This is a genomic window from Novilysobacter viscosus, assembly GCF_046600715.1.
In the GTDB taxonomy this organism is placed as follows: Bacteria; Pseudomonadota; Gammaproteobacteria; order Xanthomonadales; family Xanthomonadaceae; genus Lysobacter_C; species Lysobacter_C viscosus.
Map to the genome: position 1 here is coordinate 359538 of NZ_JBJMAV010000001.1, position 21028 is coordinate 380565.

Below are 21028 nucleotides of genomic sequence, written 5' to 3' on the forward strand. Positions count from 1 at the left end.
TTTTTTCCTTCGGGCAACGCCTGCGCCGCGGTTACTTCATGCGGTAGGTGATGCGGCCCTTGGTGAGGTCGTACGGGGTCATCTCCACCTTCACCTTGTCACCGGTGAGGATGCGGATGTAGTTCTTCCGCATGCGTCCGGAGATGTGGGCGATGATCTCGTGCCCGTTTTCGAGGCGCACACGGAACATGGTGTTCGGAAGTGTTTCCGCCACCGTGCCCTCGAATTCGATCACGTCGTCTTTTGCCATGTGTTTCCTGATGTTGCATTGAAAACGGGCGCAGCGCGCCCGCGAAGCCGCATATGGTGCCATGCGGCTGCACGATGTGCAAAGGCGGGCCGGCAGCGCTAGCGGGGGGCTGCCAAGTGGGAGGCGGGACGATCGCCGCAGGCGGAGGTCCATGGGCCGACAGCGCAGGTCTGGGCGACCAGCGCCTCCACCGTCGACAGGAACTCGCGCCGGTCCATCGCCTGTGCCCCCATGCGGACGAGGTGTGCGTTCTCGACCTGCGCATCGAGCAGGGGCCAGCCCCACTCGAAAAGCAGGCCGGCCAACCCGGCCAGCGCCGCCTTGGAGCCACCGGATCGTGCACTGAACATGCTTTCGCCGAAGAACATCCGGCCCACCGCAACGCCATAGATGCCGCCCACCAGCGAGTCCCCGTCGAACACCTCCACGCTGTGGGCATGGCCCAGCCGGTGCAGCGCGCCGTAGGCCGATGCCATGTCAGGCGTGATCCAGGTGCCCGACTGGCCCACGCGGGGCGCCCGGGCACAGGCCTGGACGACGGCGTCGAAGGCGGTATCGGCCCGAACCGTCCAGCCGCTACCGCGCAACTGCCGGCGCAAACGCGAGCCCACGCGGACGGCGTCGGTGCGGAAGACCATGCGTGGGTCGGGCGACCACCACAGGATGGGTTGGCCGGCGGAGTACCAGGGAAAGATCCCGGCGCGGTAGGCGTTTAGAAGACGGGTCGGCGACAGGTCGCCGCCCACGGCGAGCAAGCCGTCGGGCTCGCGCAGGGCGAAGGCCGGATCCGGGAAGGGTGCCCCCGGGTCAGGCGCCAGGCGGTGCAGGTGCATCGGCATCCTTGAAGGGTGATCGCGCCGCCAGCAGGGCCGCGTGCTGGCGCACGACGGCCGCCTCCTGCGCGCACCAGGCTGCCAACGGCGCGCGGAAGCGGGGGTCGGCAACCCAGTGGTGGCTGCGCACGAAGCGGGGCAGGAAGCCGCGGGCGATCTTGTGCTCGCCCTGGGCGCCCGGTTCGAACCGCGTCAGCCCCTCGCGCAGGCAGTACTCGATGCCCTGGTAGTAGCAGGTCTCGAAATGCAGGCCGGGCAGGGCGTCGTCGGCACCCCAGTAGCGTCCGTACAGGGTGTCGCCGCCCCGCAGGCACAGGGCGCCAGCCACGGTGGCGCCGGCCCGTTCGGCAAGGATCAGCACCAGTGCTTGGGGCATCGCCTGGGCCAGGTGGGTGAGGAAGGGCAGGGTCAGGGCGGGGGAGTTGCCGTACTCGGAAAACGTCCGCTGGTAGAACCCGTGGATGGCTCCGAGGTCGGCCGGGCTGGCTTCGTCTCCGTGCACGATCCGGAAGGTCACCCCGGCGCGGGCTACCCTGGCCCGTTCCTGGCGGATGTTCTTGCGGTGGCGATGGTCCATGGCCGCCAGGAAGTCATCGAACGTGGCCCAGCCCGGGTCGTTGCTCCAGTGGTACTGGACGTCCAGGCGCTGCATCCAGTCGCCATCGAAAGCGGCATCCTCGTTCCCGGGGTGGAAGTTGACGTGCACCGACGAGTATCCGGAGTCGGCTGCAACGCGCGGCATCGCGGCAGCAAGCCATTGCCGGTGACGGAGCTCGTCCGCCAGGAGCCGCGGGCCGGTTACAGGGGAGTAGGGCGCCGCGCACAGCAGCTTGGGGAAGTAGTCCAACCCGTGCTGGTCGTAGGCGTGCGCCCACGCGTGGTCGAACACGAACTCGCCATGGGAGTTCTCCTTGCGGTAGGCGGGCGCGGCGGCGAGCAGCCGGTCGCCCTCCCATAACGCGACGTGGCGGGGCGACCAGCCCCATGCCGAACGCAGGCACCCGTGCTCTTCCAGGCCGGAAAGAAAGGCGTGGCACACGAAGGGGTTGCGGCCGTCGTGCAGCGCGTCCCACTGCGCCGCGGGAATCTCCATCAGGTGACGGTGGAGCCGGACGTCAGGCATCGTGCATTGTAGGAGCGCCCCCGGGCATGGCGATTCCGTCCTTCCAGGACTTCGTAGGAAACCTTCCGGAATCCGGCCTTCGTCCCCGAACGGCACAAACCGCGAATGCGCGATGTGGCATTCGAACGATGCCAGCGCCGGCTTTCCAGCGGCTGTCGGCGAGTTCTATTCGCCCTTGTCGAGGAACTTCTCGGCATCCAGCGCCGCCATGCATCCGAATCCGGCCGAGGTAATGGCCTGGCGATACACCTGGTCGGCAACATCGCCCGCGGCGAATACCCCGGGCACCGACGTCTGCGTCGCATTGCCATGCAGGCCGGTCTGGATCGTCAGGTAGCCGTTCTTCATGTCCAGCTGGCCTTCGAACAGGCTGGTGTTGGGGGTATGGCCGATGGCCACGAACAGGCCGTGGATCGCGAGCTCGCGCACCCCGTCGTCCTGGACCGACTTGACCCGCAGCCCGGTCACGCCGGCGTCGTTGCCCAGCACTTCCTCGACCACGTGGTGCCAGACCGGTTCGATCTTGCCCGCCTGCACCTTGGCCATCAGCTTGTCCTGCATGATCTTTTCCGCGCGAAGCGTATCGCGACGGTGCACGAGGTAGACCTTGCGGGCGATGTTGGACAGGTACAGAGCCTCCTCGACCGCCGTGTTGCCGCCGCCCACCACCGCCACGTCCTGGTCCTTGTAGAAGAAACCGTCGCAGGTCGCGCAGGCCGACACGCCACGGCCCTTGAATGCCTCCTCCGACGGCAGGCCCAGGTACTTGGCGGTGGCGCCGGTGGCGATGACGAGGCCGTCGCAGGTGTACTCGCCGTTGTCGCCAACCAGGCGGAACGGGCGCCTGGACAGGTCGGCCGTATGCACATGGTCGAAGACCACCTCGGTGTCGAAGCGCTCGGCGTGCGCCTGCATGCGTGCCATCAGGTCGGGGCCCATCAGCCCATGGGCATCGCCGGGCCAGTTGTCGACCTCGGTGGTGGTCATCAGCTGGCCGCCCATCTGCAGGCCCGTGATCACCAGCGGCTTGAGGTTGGCGCGGGCCGCATAGACGGCGGCGGTCCAGCCGGCGGGTCCGGAACCGAGGATGATCAGGCGGGCGTGCTTGGAAGGGCTCATGGGTATAATCGCGGCTCTTGGGAAGCGCCAGGGCAGGCGCGGATACGGGCGTGGTGCAGGCAGCCGCGGTGCGGCGAAGACGACCCGTCGGGGGCCATAGAGTGGCGCCCGCATCCCTGCAAGACAAGGCAGGCCCGCGGACACTGCGTTGCAGGTTCGCGGCCCGGCTTCCATCCCAATCGGTTCCACAAGGCCAACCCGGCCAGCACCCGCCGCGCATGCGGCGTTTTTTTCGGCATCACCGGAGAGCAGTGCAATGCGTATCGGCGTACCCAAGGAAACCAAGACCCTCGAGGGCCGCGTCGCCCTGGTGCCGGCCGCCGCCGGTTACCTCGTCAACCGCGGCCATGAGGTCTGGATCGAGAAGGACGCGGGCATCAAGAGCGGCTTCAAGGACGACCAGTACACCCGGCTCGGGGTGAAGGTGGCCCCGGATGCCGCCGCGCTGTACGACAAGGGCGAGCTGATCGTGAAGGTCAAGGAGCCCATCGCCGGCGACCTTGCGCACCTGCGTCGCGACCACCTGCTGTTCTGCTACCTGCACCTGGCCGCCGAGCCGGCGCTGACCCGACACCTGCTGGACATCGGCCTGACCGGCGTCGCCTTCGAAACCGTCGAGCTGCCGAACGGCGACCTTCCGCTCCTGTCACCGATGTCGATCATCGCCGGCAAGATCGCGGTGCAGTCGGGCACGACGCTGCTGCACCAGCCCTTGGGCGGCAAGGGCAAGCTGTTGGGCGGGCTGCCGTCGACCTCGCGTGGCAAGGTGGTGGTGTTCGGCGCGGGCGCCGCCGGCGGGGCCTCGGCGGCCCTGGCGGCCTCGGCGGGAGCCAACGTGGTGGTGTTCGAGATGCGCCAGGACCGCATGGACGAGATGATGCGGCTGGGCCACAACGTGACGGCCCTGTACCCCTACGACGACGTGGTAACGCGTGAAGTCGCCGATGCGGACCTGGTGGTTGGTGCGGTACTGGTGACCGGGGCCCGTGCGCCGCACGTGCTGACCCGGGACATGCTCCGGGGGATGGAGGACGGTAGCGTGGTGGTCGACATCTCCATCGACCAGGGGGGCTGCTTCGAGACCTCGCGCCCGACCAACTGGAAGGAGCCGACCTACGTCGAGGAAGGGGTGACCCACTTCTGCGTGACCAACATGCCCGGCGCGGTGCCCCAGACCAGCTCCCAGGCCATATGCGCGGCGGTCCTGCCGTGGGTCAGCAAGCTGGCCTCGGGCAACTGGCGCGGCAACGACGCACTGGTCCGTGGCATCAATATCGAGTCGGGCCAGCTCGTGCATCCGGCCCTGAAGGGCATGGCGCTCTGACCCGGAGCCCCGGTGGCCGCGCTTGCGGCCACCCTTCGCTGGCGGGTTGTTTCCTGTACATTCAACGAGTAACGCAACCTAGCTGAGGCAGTACATCACGGTGGCAGCCGCTCCCAGTCGCAGGAAAACTTCGTCCGCAGACAAGCGCAGCGCGCCGTCGCCGCGCCGCCAGCGGTTGATGCGCGACATCGCGCTGATCGCTATCGCACCGTTCCTGCTGTACCTGCTGGTTTGCCTGGTCACGTATTCCCCGCAGGACCCGAGCTGGTCGCAATCGGGCAGCATCACCGCGCCGCTCCAGAACGCCGGCGGCAAGGTGGGCGCCTGGTTGGCCGACATGCTGCTGTACCTGACCGGGTACGTCGCGTTCCTGCTGCCGGTCGTACTGGGTGGGATCGCGTGGATCGCGCTGTTTGGCATGGATGCCGATGGGGATGGCGATGCCGACCTGGGCCCGGCACTGCGCCTGGTCGGGATCGTCGGCTTCCTGGTCTCCGCGACAGGGCTGCTGCACCTTCGGATCGGCGTGGCGCCGGATTTCTCTGCCGGTGCCGGTGGCATCCTCGGCCAACTGGTGGGCCGCTCGCTTTACAGCGGGTTCGGTCCGGTCGGCGGAAACCTGTTCCTGTTGGCGCTGCTGCTGGTGTCGATAACCCTGGCCACCGGGCTGTCGTGGCTTGCGGTGATGGACCGGATCGGACAGGGCGTGCTGGCGCTGGGGCCGTTGCTGGCCCGCGTGTTCCGCCGTGGCAGCCAGCAGGCCACCCAGTGGCAGCAGGCGCGCGCGTACCGCGGGGAGCGCGAAGAGGTCCGCAAGGTCGATAGCGAACTGCGTGCCAAGCGTGCACCGGTCAGGATCGAGCCACCCGCACCGGCCGCGGTGGAGAAGAGCGACCGGGCCAAGCGCGAGCAGCAGATCCCCCTGTTCCACGTCGGCGACGGAAGCGGCATCCCGCCGCTGGCCCTGCTGGACGATCCCAAGCCGCAGCCCAAGGGCTACGACGAGCAGACGCTGGAGACCATTTCCCGGCAGATCGAGTTCAAGCTCAAGGACTTCCGTATCGATGCCAACGTCGTCGGTGCGTACCCGGGGCCGGTGATCACACGGTTCGAGATCGAGCCCGCGCCAGGCGTGAAGGTCAGCCAGATCAGTTCGCTGGACAAGGACATCGCCCGCGGCCTGTCGGTGAAGTCGGTGCGCGTGGTCGACGTGATCCCGGGCAAGTCCGTGATCGGCCTGGAGACGCCCAACACGCAGCGCGAGATGATCTACCTGTCCGAGCTGCTGCGATCGCGCGAGTACGACAAGTCAGGCAGCCCGCTGACCCTGGCGCTGGGCAAGGACATCGCCGGCCGGCCGACCGTGGCCGACCTGGCGCGAATGCCGCACCTGCTGGTGGCGGGCACGACCGGGTCAGGCAAGTCGGTGGCCGTCAACGCGATGGTGCTCAGCCTGCTCTACAAGGCGTCCGCCAAGGACGTCCGGATGCTGATGATCGATCCGAAGATGCTGGAACTCAGCGTCTACGAAGGCATCCCGCACCTGTTGGCGCCGGTGGTCACCGACATGAAGGAGGCCGCCAACGGCCTGCGCTGGTGCGTGGCGGAAATGGAGCGGCGCTACAAGCTGATGTCCGCGGTCGGCGTGCGCAACCTGGCCGGGTTCAACAAGAAGGTCCGCGACGCCGCCGATGCCGGCCAGCCGATGCTGGACCCGCTGTTCAAGCCCAACCCCGACGTCGACGAGGCACCGCCGCAGCTGGAGCCGCTGCCGTACATCGTGGTGTTCATCGACGAATTCGCCGACATGATGATGATCGTCGGCAAGAAGGTCGAAGAACTGATCGCCCGGTTGGCGCAGAAGGCGCGGGCTGCCGGCATCCATTTGATCCTGGCCACCCAGCGTCCGTCGGTGGACGTGATCACCGGCCTGATCAAGGCCAACATCCCGACGCGAATCGCGTTCCAGGTGTCCAGCAAGATCGACTCGCGCACGATCCTGGACCAGTCCGGCGCCGAGACCCTGCTGGGCCATGGCGACATGCTCTATCTCCCGCCCGGCACGGCCATGCCCGAGCGCGTGCACGGCGCGTTCGTCTCCGACGAAGAGGTCCACCGCGTCGTGGACCATCTCAAGCAGGCCGGGGGCGGGCCCGATTACGTCGAGGGCGTGCTGGAAGAGGTGCAGACGCTTGGCGACGGCGTGGTGGTGGGCGCGACCGGCCTGCCGGAAGCCGGCGGGGGAGGCGACGAGTCCGACCCGCTGTATGACGAGGCGGTACGCATCGTCACCGAGACCCGCCGGGCGTCGATCTCCGGCGTGCAGCGGCGACTGAAGATCGGCTACAACCGGGCCGCCCGCCTGATCGAGGCCATGGAGGCGGCGGGCGTCGTGACCCCGCCAGAACACAACGGCGACCGCTCCGTGCTGGCACCGCCGCCACCGCGCTGATCGCGTTGCGCTGATCGCGTCGGGCTGGTCGCGTCGGGCTGGTCGCATCGGGCTGGTCGAGGCGGGCTCGTCAAGGCGGGCGCGGTGGCTGGAGGGCTGAACGAGGGGCGGGGCACGGGGCTTCATGCGGCGGCTCGTGAGCGCCTGTTCATCCCGGTCGCGGCAGACTTGCAGCATCGCTACAGGAGCAGCCAGATGACCCGTATCTCCCGCTATTCCGCAATCGCCACAGCCGTGCTCGCCTCCGCGCTTTTCGCCGCACCGGCACTGGCCGGTGCCCGTGACGACCTCGACTCGTTCACCCGCGGCCTGAAGGGGCTGGACGGAAAGTTCAACCAGAAGGTGTACGACGCGGGTGGCCGGCTGAAGGAGACCTCCAGCGGCGACGTGGCGCTGTCTGCGCCGCGCCTGTTCCGTTGGGAGTACGCCAAGCCGTATCCGCAGTTGATCGTTGCCGATGGCAAGACGGTATGGATCTACGACGAGGATCTCGAGCAGGTCACGCGTCGCCCCCAGGGCGCCGAAGAGCAGAACAGCCCGCTGACGGCGCTGATCGACCCGAGTCGGCTGGACCGCCAGTTCGTGGTCAAGGAAGAGGGCGAGAAGGGCGGCCTGAGCTGGCTGTCGCTGGTGCCGCGCGACGAAGGTGGCGCCAGCTTCCGGTCAGCTCGCCTGGCGTTCGGCAACGGCGGCCTGGAACGCATGATTGTGGTGGACGCGGTCGGGCAGCGCACCGAGATCAAGTTCGGAAAGTGGGAACGCAACCCCGCCTTCCCGGCAAGCACCTTCAAGTACACCCCGCCTGCCGGGGTGGACGTCATCGGCGGCTGACCGCACGACAACTGGAACTTGAACGGCGGGCCCAGCCCGCCGTTCTCATTTTGTTGCGGTCTTAAATCGTTCATTTTCAATCGCTTGGACTCACATCATTTCGACGGTGCGCACGCAAGACTGGCCTCGAACCCCGGACTCTCCGGTGGCTCGACGATCCCAAGGCAGGTCATCCCATGCGCCGCACCCCGCTCACGCTTCTTCCCGTCGCCACCCTCAGCCTGGCCATCGCCCTGATGGCGGGCCGCAGCGATGACGTCGATGCCGCGACGCCGCCCCAGGCCGGGGTGATCGCCCAGGCCAGCGTGACCGCGCCGGGCAGCCGGGTGGAGGCCGAACAGGCCCTGGATGCGACCGTTGCCGCGGCGTTGATCGGCGCGGTGGCCGGCCAGTTCGACGAAAAGGATGTGGAGGTCCGGCTGATCGACGTCGATGTCGAGGACGCGAGTCTCCGTGACCGGCAGCTGATCGGCCGTGGTGAACTGCGACTCGGCGACAGTGACGAATGGATCGCGTTCGGCTTCGAGGCCCTGTACGACACGGTGGAGTCGGTCGTGAGCTATCCGCGTCTCACCGTGGGTGAAGGCGCTACCGCCGATCCGGTCTCATTGGATGCGTCGATTGCCCGGACGCTCGGTGATCGTGCCGAAACGGCGTTGACCAACGAGTTCTCTCAGCAGCCGGTCAGCCTGACCCTGGAAGACGTGCGTAGCATTGACGCGGGTGGACGCTACCTGCGCGTGGAGGCCTCCGGCACTGCGGATTTCGGTCGCGAGGGCAACGCCGCCGCGCAGGTGCACGGGCTGTTCGACCAGCAGAAGGACCGCTGGGTACGCGTGAGCTACGAGCTGGGTGAGGCGCCAGCACCTTGGGCTGCCAATCGCGTTGCCAGCCGCTGAGCGTTGCCAGCCCCCAGCGGCGACAGACCGCGGGACAGACATCCAAGACGGCGCCCCTCAGGGCGCCGTTCTCGTTGGCGCCGCCTGCCGTGACGGGAGAATAGCCCCCGTGGGCAGGCGCAGCACGTACCACTTGCTATCGTGCCCACCCGCAATCAACCGGCAAACCTTCGCCGTGCCACGCCGCTCGCCAGCCCCCACCTCACTCAAGGAAGCCCCAGGCCTGCTGGACGCCGATCGCGACGCGATGCGACCCCTGGCCGAACGCATGCGTCCGCGCAGCGTCGACGAGATGGTCGGCCAGCGGCGCCTGTTGGCGCCGGGCTCGGCCCTGCGGCGTGCGGTTGAATCGGGCCGGGTGCATTCGATGGTGCTCTGGGGCCCGCCGGGCTGCGGCAAGACCACGCTTGCATTGCTCCTGGCACGTCATGGGCAGGCGGAGTTCCGGGCGATATCGGCGGTGCTCTCGGGCCTCCCCGAGGTTCGCCAGGTGCTGGCCGAGGCGGCGCAGCGGTTTGCCGAGGGCCGGCGCACGGTGTTGTTCGTCGACGAGGTGCATCGCTTCAACAAGACGCAGCAGGACGCGTTCCTGCCGCACATTGAGCGCGGCACGATCATCTTCGTGGGCGCCACTACCGAGAACCCCTCGTTCGAACTGAACTCCGCGCTCCTGTCCCGCTGCCGGGTCCATGTGATGGAAGCGGTCTCGGCCGAGGACATCGCGATCTCCCTGCAGCACGCACTGGACGACGCGGAGCGGGGGCTGGCATTGCAGGGGCTGCGGGTGGCCGACGACACGCTTTCGCAGATCGCGCAGGCGGCCGATGGGGACGTGCGCCGGGCCCTGACGCTGCTGGAGATCGCCGCGGAACTGGCGGCGGATGAAGGCGGCGAGATCACCCAGGCGACGCTGGTCCAGGTCCTGGCCGATCGCACCCGGCGCTTCGACAAGGGCGGTGAGCAGTTCTACGACCAGATTTCCGCCCTGCACAAGTCGGTGCGCAGCTCCAATCCCGATGCCGCCCTCTACTGGCTGGCGCGGATGCTCGACGGCGGCTGCGACCCCGCCTACCTGGCCCGTCGGTTGACCCGGATGGCGGTCGAAGACATCGGGCTGGCCGACCCCAGGGCACTGCAGATGGCGCTGGAGTGCTGGGACACCTTCGAGCGCCTGGGCTCGCCCGAGGGCGAGCTGGCGCTGGCCCAACTGACCCTGTACCTGGCCAGCACCGCCAAGTCCAACGCGGCCTACGCGGCCTTCAAGCAGGCGCAGGGCGATGTCCGCGAGCACGGCACGCAGGACGTGCCGATGCACCTGCGTAACGCACCCACCCGGTTGATGAAGTCGCTCGGCTATGCCAAGGGTTACCAGTACGACCACGGTCATGATGGCGGGGTGGCGCTGGAGCAGACCGGCTTCCCCGATGCGATGGGCGAGCGGGTGTACTACCAGCCGGTGGAGCGCGGGCTGGAGATCAAGCTCAAGCAGAAGCTGGATGCGCTGAGGGAGCGGCGTTCGCAGGCACGGCGCGCTACCGCCCCCGGAACGGACTGAGCTCAGGTAAACGAAGAGGAGTTAACAGTTGGTTTAAAAAGCTCTTCTATGAGATTGATGTTTATACGATTTGTGGAGTCGATTCAGCGCGGAGCCATACCCCGGGATGCCGCGCTGACATTCACCCTCGACTCCCAGCCCGATCCGCCGGTAGTCCCGGTCAGTATCCCTAGCCGGGCAGGGGCCCGGCACGGCTTCAGGCGCCCGTGGCTGCGATTGCTTCGTATGGGTTCGGGCAACTGGTCGGGCGGGCTCGAAGCTGCCATAATGCGCGGCTTCCTGCGGCTGGCCCGCGGGAACCTTGCTCCACCGCACCCATCCGGGCGACGGGGGGCTGAACCGGCCGGCGCGTCCACGCGCGGCCTTCATCCACAGGGAAACCACCATGCGTCATTACGAAGTCGTGTTCCTGGTCCATCCGGACCAGAGCGAGCAGGTGCCGGCCATGATCGAGCGCTACAAGGGCTTGATCGAAGGCGGCGAAGGCAAGATCCACCGCCTGGAAGACTGGGGCCGCCGCCAGCTGGCCTATCCGGTCCAGAACCTGGTCAAGGCCCACTACGTGCTGCTCAACATCGAGTGCAGCCAGACCGTGCTCAACGAGCTGGTCGACGGGTTCCGTTTCAACGACGCGATCCTGCGCCACCTGGTCATGAAGCGCGACGAGGCCGACACCGAGCAGTCGCTGATCATGAAGTTCAAGGACGAGAAGGGCGACAAGCCCGAGCGCAGCGAGCGCCGTCGTCGTGACGACGACAGCAGCGACAGCAACGACAGCGACGGCGACGGCGACAAGAACGACGCCAAGTCCGACGACAACGCCGAAGCCGCCTGATCGCGCCCATTAGGAGCAGCACTGACATGTCCAAGTTCTTCCGCCGCCGCAAGTTCTGCAAGTTCACCGCCGAGGGCGTGACCGAGATCGACTACAAGGATCTCAACACCCTGCGCCAGAACCTGACCGAGACCGGCAAGATCGTCCCGAGCCGCGTGACCGGCACCAAGGCCAAGTACCAGCGCCAGCTGGCGACCGCGATCAAGCGCGCCCGCTTCCTGGCCCTGATCCCGTACACGGACAACCACAACGTCTAAGCGGTGCGGCAGGGGCGGGCGCCACGCCAGCTCCATGCTGAACCCCCGTTCGGACAGCGACTACCGCTGCGGCGCCCTGCGTCGCTAACGAATCGAGCTCGACACGAGCACTGGAGCACCACCATGCAACTGATCCTCCTGCAGAACGTGCAGAACCTCGGCAAGCTCGGCGACAAGGTCACCGTCAAGCCGGGCTACGGACGCAACTTCCTGGTCCCGCACGGCAAGGCCGTCCCGGCGACCGAAGCCAACCTGGCCGAGTTCGAGGCCAAGCGTGCCGACTACGAAGCCAAGGCCAAGGCCTCGCTGGACGATGCCGAAGCCCGCAAGGCCAAGCTCGAGGGCGCCGAGGTCACGATCCACGCCAACGCCGCCACCGAAGGCAAGCTCTACGGCTCGGTGACCAACCGTGACATCTCCGACGCGCTCACCAAGGCCGGTTACAACGTCGAGAAGTCCGAGGTCATCATGGGCGAGGGCGCGATCCGCCACACCGGCGAGTACGAGGTGCAGTTGCACCTGCACGCCGACGTGGAGACCAGCGTCAAGGTGATCGTGGCCCCGGAAGCGGCCTGATCCCCCTCGCGCGCCCGGCCTGTGGCCGGACGCGCATGTGGCATGCGAACGGGCGCCTCGGCGCCCGTTTCGTTGTGGCCGGGCCACGGTCGCTCGGATGGCCATGCCGCCTGTTCGGGGGATGCCAGGGACCCCGTTTCGGGCCCGGTATCAACAGGTGAGACCGGGCGGCACTACAAATATCGACGTTATCCACAGGTTGTTCCGTCGCGTGCCCACAGGCGGAGTGCCTAGGATGCGTGTCCGATAGTCGAACACAGGCCATGGACCCGGCCGCGCATGGGAACCGCGCACACAGATGAATGCACGTCCGGGACTGAGGGGGGAATACCGCGGCGACAAGCGCTTCGAGACCCGCGCCGACCAGCGCGTCGACCAGCTGCGCGTGCCGCCGCAGTCCGTGGAGGCCGAGCAGGCCGTGCTGGGCGGCCTGATGCTGGCCCCCGACGCCTACGACCGCGTCTCCGACCAGCTGATCGACCAGGACTTCTACCGCCGCGACCACCAGCTGATCTTCCGCGCGATCCGCGAGCTGGCCGAGAAGGGCAAGCCGTTCGATGCGGTGACGCTGGGCGAGTGGTTCGAGTCGATGGGGCAGTCCGAACTGGTTGCCGGCGGCGCGTACCTGATCGAGCTGGCCAGCACCACGCCCTCGGCCGCCAACATCGTGGCCTATGCCGAGATCGTCCGTGACAAGGCGGTGCTGCGCCAGCTGATCGAAGTGGGCACCACCATCGTCAATGACGGCTTCCAGCCCGACGGCCGCGAGAGCACGGAGATCCTGGCCAGCGCCGAGCAGCAGGTGTTCGCCATCGCCGAGGCCGGGGCCAAGGGCAAGACCGATTTCGTGGCGATGAACAAGGCGCTGTCGGAGGCCTTCGACGTGCTGCAGACGCGCTACGCCGCCGGCGGCAGCGTGACCGGCCTGCCCACCGGGTACACCGAGTTCGACGAACTGACCGCCGGCCTGCAGCCGACCGACCTGCTGATCCTTGCCGCCCGGCCGGCCATGGGCAAGACCACCTTCGCGCTCAACATCGCCGAGCATGCCGCCATTCGCACCAAGAAGGCGGTGGCGGTGTTCTCGATGGAAATGTCGGCCAGCCAGCTTGCGCTGCGCCTGATTTCCTCCAATGGCCGGGTCAACGCCCAGCGCCTGCGCAGCGGCCAGTTGGAGGACGAGGACTGGAGCCGCGTCACCAGCGCGATCCGGATGCTCAAGGAGGCCAAGATCTTCATCGACGACACGCCCGGCCTGTCGCCCGAGGCCCTGCGTGCCAAGGCCCGCCGGCTCAAGCGCGAGCACGACCTGGGGCTGGTGGTGATCGACTACCTGCAGCTGATGTCGGTGCCGGGCAACAGCGAGAACCGCGCCACCGAGATCTCCGAGATCTCCCGCGGCCTCAAGCACCTGGCCAAGGAGCTCAACGTGCCGGTGATCGCGCTGTCCCAGCTCAACCGCTCGCTGGAAACCCGCGCCGACAAGCGCCCGGTGATGGCCGACCTGCGCGAGTCCGGCGCCATCGAGCAGGACGCGGACGTGATCGTCTTCATCTACCGCGACGATTACTACAACAAGGAAAATTCGCCGGACAAGGGGCTGGCCGAGATCATCATCGGCAAGCAGCGAAACGGCCCGACCGGGTCGGTGAAGCTGAAGTTCTTCGGCGAGTACACCCGCTTCGACAACCTCAGCCACGACGCGGTGGGCAGCTTCGAGTAGGGGCGCGGCACGCATCCGAGCCCCTGACCCGACGCCCTGCTAACGTCCCCCGATGGCCCGACCCACCTCCGCCACCATCCACACCGACGCGCTGCGCCACAACCTGGGCCAGTTGCGTGCCCGCGCGCCTGCCAGCCGGGTGATGGCGGTGGTCAAGGCCGACGGCTACGGCCATGGCCTGGAGCGGGTGGCCCGTGCGCTGGGCGCGGCCGATGCCTTCGGCGTGGCCGCGTTGTCGGACGCCGAGCGGCTGCGGGCGGCCGGCTTGTCGCAACCCATCGTGCTGCTGTCGGGCATCAACGAGCCCGACGACATCGCCCGCGTCCGCGAACTGGGCGTGGAGTCGGTGGTGCACCACCACAGCCAGCTGGAGATGCTGGAGCAGGCGCCTGCCGGCCCGGCCGTGCGGTGCTGGTTGAAGGTCGACTCGGGCATGCACCGGCTGGGCTTCCCGCCCGGGGCCGTGCGCGATGCGCATGCCCGGCTGGAAGCGGCCGCGGCGGTGGCCGACGGCATCGTGCTGATGAACCACTTCGCCAGTTCCGACGAGTTCGAGGGCGACAGCGGCGCCGGCCAGCAGACCCGCGAGCAGCTGCGGGTGTTCGCCGAGGCGACTGCCGGGCTGCCCGGTGCGCGGTCGCTGGCCAACTCCGCCGGCGTGCTGGGCTGGCCGCAGGCCCACGCCGACTGGATCCGCCCGGGTGGCGCGCTGTACGGCATGTCGGTGGTCGCCGGCACCACCGGCACCGACTTCGGGCTGCGCCCGGCGATGACCCTGGCCACCCGCCTGATCGCGATCAACCCGGTCTGCCGCGGGGGGCGCATCGGCTACTCGGGCACCTGGACCTGCCCGGACGACATGCCCGTCGGGGTGGCCGCGATCGGCTATGGCGACGGCTATCCGCGCGCGGCGCCGTCGGGCACGCCGGTGCGCGTCAACGGCCAGCCGGCGCAGGTGGTGGGCCGGGTCTCGATGGACCTGATGGCGATCGACCTGCGCGGGGTGCAGGCCCGGGTGGGGGATCCCGTCATCCTGTGGGGCCCCGAGTTGCCGGTCGAGCGTATTGCCGAAGGCGCGGGCACCATCGCCTACGAGCTGACCTGTTCGATCACCCGACGGGTGCGCTTCGTCGAGCAATAACCAGCCACGCAGGTCCGGTAAAAATGAACGGGGCCGCTGAAAAAAAAAGCGGCTGAATGGGGCCGGGCATCTCGCCCCATGCGACGCAAGGGTGTACAAATGTACACCTGATGACCCCATCCGACGCCCCCTCCGATTCCTTGCCGTCCCAGCGCGCCGCGGTGCTGGCATTCCTGCGTCGGGAGCTGGCGGCCGGGCGCGCGCCCAGCCTGGCGGAGGTCGCCCAGGCCTTCGGTTTCGCCTCCCGCAACGCGGCCCGGAAGCACGTGCAGGCACTGGTGGGGCAGGGCCTGCTGGAGCAGGTGCCGGGCCGCACGCGCGGGCTGCGCCTGCCCGAGGGCACCGCCGACCTGCTGCCGTTGCCGGTGCTGGGCCGGGTGGCGGCGGGCGTTCCGGTCGGCGCCGACATCGGGTTGGACCAGCAGCTGTGGCTGGACCGCCGGCTGTTCTCGCCGGTGCCGGACTACCTGCTGAAGGTGCAGGGCGATTCGATGATCGACGACGGCATCCTCGACGGTGACCTGGTGGGCGTGCACCGCACGCCCGACGCGCGCGATGGCCAGACCGTGGTCGCCCGCATCGATGGCGAACTGACCATCAAGCGCCTGCGCCGTGGGCGCCAACGCCTGCGGCTGATGCCGCGCAACCCCGCGCACGCGCCGATCGAGGTGGAGCCCGGGCAGGACTTCGCCATCGAGGGCGTGTACTGCGGCCTGGTGCGGCGGGGCTGACGTGGGCGCGCTGCTGGCCCTCGACAGCCTGCTGGCCACCCGCACGCTGTGGCATGCCGGGCGCGGCACCGCCCCGGATGCGGCGGGCGAGCCGACCGGCCATGGCGCGCTGGATGCCCTGTTGCCCCGGCAGGGCTGGCCGCGCGGTGCGCTGACCGAACTGCTGCTGCCCGCCGACGGTGTCGGCGAGTTGTCGCTGCTGGCACCCACGCTGTCGCGGCTGACCCGGGCCGGCGGCACGGTGGCGGTGGTGGCGCCGCCGTACGTGCCCTATGCCCCGGCCTGGCAGGCCGCCGGGATCGACCTGGGCCTGCTTGAGATCGTCGACGCGGCCCCGCGCGATGCGCTGTGGGCGTTCGAGCAGTGCCTGCGCAGCGGTGCGTGTTCGGCGGTGCTGGGCTGGCCCGCGCAGGCCGACGGCCCGGCGCTGCGACGCCTGCAGGTGGCCGCCGACAGCGGCGATTGCCTGGGCTTCGCCCTGCGTGACCGCCGCCATGCCGCCAACCCGTCGCCGGCCGCGCTGCGGCTGGAAGCGGTACCCGATGCGGATGGCCGGGTCGCCTGGCAGGTACGCAAGTGCCGGGGCGGACCGGTGCCCGCGCAGGCCTTCGTCCCCGAACCGGAGGCCGACGCAAGGCGGCCGGTGGCCTGTTGAGGCGCGCGCATGCTCTGGGCCTGTGTACTCCTGCCGCAGCTGGCGCTGGACGCCGTCCTTCGCCGCCTGCCTGATCCCCACGCGCCACTGGCGCTGGTGGCCGGGCCGGCGCAGCTGCGCACCCTGCAGGCGGTGAATGCCAGCGCGGCCGACGCCGGGCTGCGGCCGGGCATGCGGCTGACCGCGGCGCACGCGCTGCTGCCGGAAGTCGCTCTGGTCGAGCACGACCCTGCCGCCGAAGCGCGCTGGCAGCGTTTCCTGGCCGCCTGGGCCTACCGCTACAGCTCACTGGTCAGCGTGCAGTGGCCAGGCTGCATCGTGCTGGAGGTGCGGGCCAGCTTCCGCCTGCTGGGGCCGTGGCCGCGGATCCAGGCGCGGCTGCGCGAGGACCTGCACGCGCTCGGCTTCCAGCACCGCATCGCGCTGGCACCCACGCCACGCGCCGCCCACGTGTTCGCGGGCCTGCGTGATGGCCTGGCGGTATCGAACCCCGCGGCGATGGCCGAGGCCCTGGACCGGGTACCGGTACGTCGCGCGCGGTTGCCCGGCGATGCCGGCGAGCGCCTGCAGCGCATGGGCCTGCGCGACCTGCACAGGCTGCGCGCCCTGCCGCGCGACGCGTTGCGCCGCCGTTTCGGTATGCCGGTGCTGGAGCACCTGGACCGTCTCTACGGGCAGGCCGACGACCCGCTGGCGTACTACGCCCCACCGGACCATTTCGATGCACGGGTGGAGCTGGGCTACGAAGTCGAGAGCCACACCGCGCTGCTGTTCCCGCTGCGGCGGTTGGTGGGCGACCTGTGCACCTACCTGTCGGTACGCGACGGCGGGGTACAGCGCTTCGTGCTGCGGTTGGAGCACGAAGGCGGGCACACCGACGTGCCGGTCGGCCTGCTGGCGGCCGAGCGCGAGCCGGCGATGCTGTTCGAACTGACCCGCAACCGGCTCGAGCGGGTGCAGTTGCATAAACCGGTGGTGGCGGTGCGGCTGCTGGCGCGCGAGCTGCCGCCGTTCGTGCCGGCCGCGCGCGACCTGTTCGATGCGCGCGCGCAGCAGGCACTGCCCTGGCCGCAGTTGCGCGAGCGCCTGCGGGCGCGGCTCGGCGACGCGGCGGTGTACCGGGTGGCACCGGCAGGCGATCCGCGCCCGGAGCACGCCTGGCGCAAGGTGGAAGGCGAGGGCATCCCGCCGCCCCCCGCGCCCCCGCGGCCACCGCGCCCGCTGTGGTTGTTGCCGCGTCCCGTGCCCCTGCGCGACCCGCGCCTGCGGGTGCTGTCGGGCCCCGAACGGCTGGAAAGCGGCTGGTGGGACGGCGACGACGCGCGCCGCGACTACTACGTGCTGGAAACCTCGCAGGGGCAGCGGGCGTGGGCGTTCGCGCCACCGGGCGAGCAGGGCGGCTGGATGCTGCATGGCTGGTTCGCATGAACCGGCACCTCGCAGGGGTGGTCGCATGAGCTGGGACGACGCCATCGACGGCGTGGACCGCGACACCCCGGGCGGGCGCCCCCCGCGCGCATGGGAGGTCACCCGGCGCCTGGCACTGCCGGCCGCCAACGACGCCGATGCGGCGCACGACGACGGCCTGCCGGCCTATGCCGAGCTGCACTGCCTGTCGGACTTCTCGTTCCTGCGCGGCGCGGCCAGTGCCGAGGCGCTGTTCGAGCGTGCCGTGCAGTGTGGCTACGAGGCCCTGGCGATCACCGACGAGTGCTCGCTGGCCGGCATCGTGCGTGCGCTGGAGGCTTCGCGGGCGACCGGGCTGAAGCTGGTGGTGGGCAGCGAGTTCACCCTGGGGTGCGGCCTGAAGCTGGTGCTGCTGGTGGAAACCCGCGCCGGCTACACCCGGCTGTGCGAGCTGGTCACCATCGCGCGGCGCGCCGCGCCCAAGGGCCGCTACCGGCTGGCACGGGCGGACGTTGAACGCGTGCTGGGCGGCATCGCGCCGGACGCTTCGGGCCTGTTCGCGCTGTGGGTCCCGGGACCGGAGCCGGACGAGGCGCAGGGCCACTGGCTGCAGGGTGTGCTGGGCGATCGCGTCCACCTGGCGGTGGAGCTGCACCGCGAGCAGGACGATGCCCTTCGACTGCAGCGGCTTCTGGCCGTGGCCACGCACCTGCGGATGGCCCCGCTGGCCAGCGGTGACGTGCACATGGCCGTGCGCCGGCAGCGCGTGCTGCAGGACACCATGACCGCGATCCGCCACCGCACGCCGCTGGCCGACTGCGGCGTGCATCTGTTCCGCAACGGCGAACGCCACCTGCGCACGCGGCGGGCGCTGGGCAACATCCATGCAACCGCCGAGGGCGGGCCGGACCTGCTGGAGGCGGCCGTCGCGCTGGCGAGGCGCTGCACCTTCCGCATGGACGACGTGCAGTACGACTACCCGGCCGAGCTGGTCCCGGCCGGCCACACGCCCACCACCTGGCTGCGCGCGTTGACCGAAGCGGGCATGCGCGAGCACTGGCCCGATGGCGTGCCCGCGGCCGTGGCGCGGACCATCGAGGGCGAACTGGCCCTGATCGTGGACCTGGCGTACGAGGCGTTCTTCCTGACCGTGGAGGACATCGTCCGCTTCGCCCGCTCGCGCGGGATCCTCTGCCAGGGGCGCGGCTCGTCGGCCAACTCGGCGGTGTGCTTCGCGCTGGGCATCACCGTGGTCAACCCCGACGAGACCCGCCTGCTGATGGCGCGCTTCCTGTCCAAGGAACGCGACGAGCCCCCGGACATCGACGTGGACTTCGAGCACGAGCGCCGCGAGGAGGTGCTGCAGTACGTCTATGCCAAGTACGGCCGGGCGCGCGCGGCGCTGGCCGCCACCGTGATCCGCTACCGCGGCAAGAGCGCCGTGCGCGACGTCGCCCGCGCCTTCGGCCTGCCGCCCGACCAGGAGGCGTTGCTGGCCGAATGCCACGGCTGGGGCAACGGCGAGGTGCCCATGGACCAGCGGCTGCGCGAGGCCGGGTTCGACCCGGACAACCCGCTCATCCGGCGCGTGCTGGGCGTGGCCGCGCTGCTGCGTGGCCACCCGCGCCATCTCTCGCAGCACGTGGGCGGCTTCGTGATCAGCGATGCGCCGCTGTCGAGCGTGGTGCCGGTGGAGAACGCGGCGATGGCCGACCGCACCATCATCCAGTGGGACAAGGACGACCTGGAGACCATGAAGATGCTCAAGGTCGACTGCCTGGCGCTGGGCATGCTGACCTGCATCCGCAAGGCGGTGGAACTGGTCGAGTGCCACCGCGGCCACCGCCTGGACCTGGCCCGGCTGCCAACGGACGACCGCCCCACCTACGAGATGATCCAGGCCGCCGACACCGTGGGCGTGTTCCAGATCGAGTCGCGTGCGCAGATGAGCATGCTGCCACGGCTCAAGCCCAGGGACTTCTACGACCTGGTGGTGGAGGTGGCCATCGTCCGGCCCGGCCCGATCCAGGGCGGCATGGTGCACCCCTACCTGCGCCGCCGGCAGGGGCGCGAGCCGGTGACCTATCCCTCCGAAGGCATCCGCCAGATCCTGGGCCGCACGCTGGGCATCCCGCTGTTCCAGGAGCAGGTGATGGAGCTGGTGATCCATGCCGGCTACCAGCCGTACGAGGCCGACAACCTGCGCCGCTCGATGGCGGCGTGGCGGCACGGCGGCGACATGGAGCCGCACCGGTTGAAAATCCGCCAGCTGATGGAGGCCAAGGGGTATGCGTCGGACTTCATCGACCAGATCTTCGAGCAGATCAAGGGCTTCGGCTCCTACGGCTTCCCGCAGAGCCACGCGGCGTCCTTCGCCAAGCTGGTCTACATCAGCTGCTGGCTGAAGCGGCACGAGCCGGCGGCCTTCGCCTGCGCCCTGCTCAACGCCCAGCCGATGGGGTTCTACTCGCCCAGCCAGATCGTGCAGGACGCGCGGCGAGGCCACGGCGGGCGCGTGGGCGTGGCGTTCCACCCGGTGGACGTGACCTGCAGCGACTGGGACAACACGCTGGAGGGCGGCCATCCACGGCGCGGCGTGGACGACGGCGGCCAGGCGGCGATCCGGCTGGGGTTGCGGCAGGTGGCGGGGCTGTCGGAGGCGATGGGCCGGGCGATCGTCGCCGCGCGCCGGCAGCAGCCGTTCGCCGACGTGCGTGACCTGTCCCTGCGCGCGGGGCTGGACGGGAAGGCACGCACTGTCCTGGCCGAGGCCGGCGCCCTGCAGGCCCTGGCCGGCCATCGCCATGCGGCCCGCTGGGCGGTGGCGGGGGTCGAGCGCCGGCGGCCGCTGCTGCCCGGCAGCCCCGACGAGGACGCCATCGAATTGCCCGCGCCCGGGACGGGCGAGGAGACGCTGTCGGACTACCGCGGGCTGGGCCTGACCCTGGGCGCGCACCCGCTGTCGTTGCTGCGCACGCGGCTGCAGCGGCAACGGGTGATGGACTCGCGGCAGTTGCACGGGCTGGCCCATGGGCGCGGCGCGCACGCGGCCGGCATCGTCACCCAGCGCCAGCGCCCGGCCACCGCCAGCGGGATCATCTTCGTCACCCTCGAGGACGAGCACGGCATGGTCAACGTCGTGATCCGGCCCAAGGTGGCCGAACGCGCCCGTCGCGCGGTGCTCGGCGCCCGGCTGCTCGCGGTGCGCGGGCGCTGGGAGTGCATCGACGACGTCCGCCACCTGGTCGCCCGGGACCTGCAGGACCTCAGCCACCTGCTGGGCGAGTTGCAGGCGCGTTCGCGCGATTTCCACTGAC

Annotated in this window: 18 protein-coding genes; 14 read left to right on the plus strand and 4 right to left on the minus strand. The window is 69.5% G+C overall.

The genetic code is table 11. The features are described from left to right. Positions 1 to 31 precede the first annotated feature (31 nt). The 4 genes from infA to trxB all read right to left on the minus strand — a co-directional run bounded on the left by infA (position 32) and on the right by trxB (position 3325). Positions 32 to 250, minus strand: a complete 219-nt coding sequence (gene infA / locus ACJQWL_RS01725; protein WP_031372296.1) for a translation initiation factor IF-1 — start codon at positions 248 to 250, stop codon at positions 32 to 34. 98 nt (positions 251 to 348) lie between these two features. Further along, positions 349 to 1089, minus strand: a complete 741-nt coding sequence (gene aat, locus ACJQWL_RS01730; protein ID WP_411300674.1) for a leucyl/phenylalanyl-tRNA--protein transferase — start codon at positions 1087 to 1089, stop codon at positions 349 to 351. Then, positions 1058 to 2206 carry a GNAT family N-acetyltransferase gene (locus ACJQWL_RS01735; protein WP_330967845.1) on the minus strand — a complete coding sequence of 383 codons (1149 nt, stop codon included), beginning with the start codon at positions 2204 to 2206 and terminating at the stop codon, positions 1058 to 1060. Before ACJQWL_RS01735 ends, aat begins: the two co-directional genes overlap by 32 nt. Positions 2207 to 2371: 165 nt before the next feature. Next, positions 2372 to 3325 carry a thioredoxin-disulfide reductase gene (trxB, locus tag ACJQWL_RS01740; RefSeq protein WP_330967844.1) on the minus strand — a complete coding sequence of 318 codons (954 nt, stop codon included), beginning with the start codon at positions 3323 to 3325 and terminating at the stop codon, positions 2372 to 2374. A 256-nt stretch (positions 3326 to 3581) separates the two neighbouring features. Between trxB and ACJQWL_RS01745 the strand changes: the two genes are divergently transcribed. The 14 genes from ACJQWL_RS01745 to ACJQWL_RS01810 all read left to right on the plus strand — a co-directional run bounded on the left by ACJQWL_RS01745 (position 3582) and on the right by ACJQWL_RS01810 (position 21027). Then, on the plus strand, positions 3582 to 4649 hold the full coding sequence (locus ACJQWL_RS01745) for an alanine dehydrogenase (protein ID WP_330967843.1): 1068 nt from the start codon (positions 3582 to 3584) through the stop codon (positions 4647 to 4649). A gap of 94 nt (positions 4650 to 4743) precedes the next feature. Next, a complete protein-coding gene (locus ACJQWL_RS01750; protein ID WP_411300718.1) occupies positions 4744 to 7101 on the plus strand; it encodes a DNA translocase FtsK in 2358 nt (785 codons plus the stop codon). Between the two features lie 195 nt (positions 7102 to 7296). After that, the gene (gene lolA / locus ACJQWL_RS01755) at positions 7297 to 7932 is read left to right on the plus strand and encodes an outer membrane lipoprotein periplasmic chaperone LolA (protein WP_330967841.1); all 636 of its coding nucleotides are present in this window, start codon (positions 7297 to 7299) and stop codon (positions 7930 to 7932) included. A 176-nt stretch (positions 7933 to 8108) separates the two neighbouring features. Then, positions 8109 to 8831, plus strand: a complete 723-nt coding sequence (locus ACJQWL_RS01760; RefSeq protein WP_330967840.1) for a hypothetical protein — start codon at positions 8109 to 8111, stop codon at positions 8829 to 8831. 247 nt (positions 8832 to 9078) lie between these two features. Next, the gene (locus ACJQWL_RS01765) at positions 9079 to 10386 is read left to right on the plus strand and encodes a replication-associated recombination protein A (protein WP_330967839.1); all 1308 of its coding nucleotides are present in this window, start codon (positions 9079 to 9081) and stop codon (positions 10384 to 10386) included. A 385-nt stretch (positions 10387 to 10771) separates the two neighbouring features. Then, positions 10772 to 11221, plus strand: a complete 450-nt coding sequence (gene rpsF / locus ACJQWL_RS01770; protein WP_330967838.1) for a 30S ribosomal protein S6 — start codon at positions 10772 to 10774, stop codon at positions 11219 to 11221. Positions 11222 to 11247: 26 nt separating this feature from the next. Then, on the plus strand, positions 11248 to 11478 hold the full coding sequence (gene rpsR / locus ACJQWL_RS01775; protein ID WP_330967837.1) for a 30S ribosomal protein S18: 231 nt from the start codon (positions 11248 to 11250) through the stop codon (positions 11476 to 11478). Between the two features lie 123 nt (positions 11479 to 11601). Then, entirely contained in the window at positions 11602 to 12054 is a 453-nt protein-coding gene (gene rplI / locus ACJQWL_RS01780) for a 50S ribosomal protein L9 (RefSeq protein WP_330967836.1), read from the plus strand. A gap of 298 nt (positions 12055 to 12352) precedes the next feature. Beyond that, the gene (locus tag ACJQWL_RS01785; RefSeq protein ID WP_330967835.1) at positions 12353 to 13777 is read left to right on the plus strand and encodes a replicative DNA helicase; all 1425 of its coding nucleotides are present in this window, start codon (positions 12353 to 12355) and stop codon (positions 13775 to 13777) included. Positions 13778 to 13829: 52 nt separating this feature from the next. Beyond that, a complete protein-coding gene (alr, locus tag ACJQWL_RS01790; RefSeq protein ID WP_330967834.1) occupies positions 13830 to 14918 on the plus strand; it encodes an alanine racemase in 1089 nt (362 codons plus the stop codon). Positions 14919 to 15028: 110 nt separating this feature from the next. Beyond that, positions 15029 to 15649 carry a transcriptional repressor LexA gene (gene lexA / locus ACJQWL_RS01795; RefSeq protein ID WP_330967833.1) on the plus strand — a complete coding sequence of 207 codons (621 nt, stop codon included), beginning with the start codon at positions 15029 to 15031 and terminating at the stop codon, positions 15647 to 15649. A 1-nt stretch (position 15650) separates the two neighbouring features. Next, positions 15651 to 16304, plus strand: a complete 654-nt coding sequence (gene imuA / locus ACJQWL_RS01800; protein WP_330967832.1) for a translesion DNA synthesis-associated protein ImuA — start codon at positions 15651 to 15653, stop codon at positions 16302 to 16304. Between the two features lie 9 nt (positions 16305 to 16313). Further along, positions 16314 to 17732 (plus strand): Y-family DNA polymerase, encoded by a 1419-nt coding sequence (locus ACJQWL_RS01805; protein WP_411300675.1) that lies wholly within the window; start codon positions 16314 to 16316, stop codon positions 17730 to 17732. A gap of 25 nt (positions 17733 to 17757) precedes the next feature. Beyond that, on the plus strand, positions 17758 to 21027 hold the full coding sequence (locus tag ACJQWL_RS01810; protein ID WP_330968143.1) for an error-prone DNA polymerase: 3270 nt from the start codon (positions 17758 to 17760) through the stop codon (positions 21025 to 21027). Position 21028 lies beyond the last annotated feature (1 nt).

Coding starts and splice junctions, on each gene's coding strand:
- ACJQWL_RS01765 (WP_330967839.1), top strand. CDS start 9,079: ATGCGACCCCTGGCCGAACGCATGCGTCCGCGCAGCGTCGACGAGATG.
- infA (WP_031372296.1), bottom strand. CDS start 250: ATGGCAAAAGACGACGTGATCGAATTCGAGGGCACGGTGGCGGAAACA.
- rpsF (WP_330967838.1), top strand. CDS start 10,772: ATGCGTCATTACGAAGTCGTGTTCCTGGTCCATCCGGACCAGAGCGAG.
- rpsR (WP_330967837.1), top strand. CDS start 11,248: ATGTCCAAGTTCTTCCGCCGCCGCAAGTTCTGCAAGTTCACCGCCGAG.
- ACJQWL_RS01745 (WP_330967843.1), top strand. CDS start 3,582: ATGCGTATCGGCGTACCCAAGGAAACCAAGACCCTCGAGGGCCGCGTC.
- ACJQWL_RS01760 (WP_330967840.1), top strand. CDS start 8,109: ATGCGCCGCACCCCGCTCACGCTTCTTCCCGTCGCCACCCTCAGCCTG.
- ACJQWL_RS01805 (WP_411300675.1), top strand. CDS start 16,314: ATGCTCTGGGCCTGTGTACTCCTGCCGCAGCTGGCGCTGGACGCCGTC.
- rplI (WP_330967836.1), top strand. CDS start 11,602: ATGCAACTGATCCTCCTGCAGAACGTGCAGAACCTCGGCAAGCTCGGC.
- lexA (WP_330967833.1), top strand. CDS start 15,029: ATGACCCCATCCGACGCCCCCTCCGATTCCTTGCCGTCCCAGCGCGCC.
- ACJQWL_RS01735 (WP_330967845.1), bottom strand. CDS start 2,206: ATGCCTGACGTCCGGCTCCACCGTCACCTGATGGAGATTCCCGCGGCG.
- ACJQWL_RS01785 (WP_330967835.1), top strand. CDS start 12,353: ATGAATGCACGTCCGGGACTGAGGGGGGAATACCGCGGCGACAAGCGC.
- lolA (WP_330967841.1), top strand. CDS start 7,297: ATGACCCGTATCTCCCGCTATTCCGCAATCGCCACAGCCGTGCTCGCC.
- trxB (WP_330967844.1), bottom strand. CDS start 3,325: ATGAGCCCTTCCAAGCACGCCCGCCTGATCATCCTCGGTTCCGGACCC.
- aat (WP_411300674.1), bottom strand. CDS start 1,089: ATGCCGATGCACCTGCACCGCCTGGCGCCTGACCCGGGGGCACCCTTC.
- alr (WP_330967834.1), top strand. CDS start 13,830: ATGGCCCGACCCACCTCCGCCACCATCCACACCGACGCGCTGCGCCAC.
- ACJQWL_RS01810 (WP_330968143.1), top strand. CDS start 17,758: ATGAGCTGGGACGACGCCATCGACGGCGTGGACCGCGACACCCCGGGC.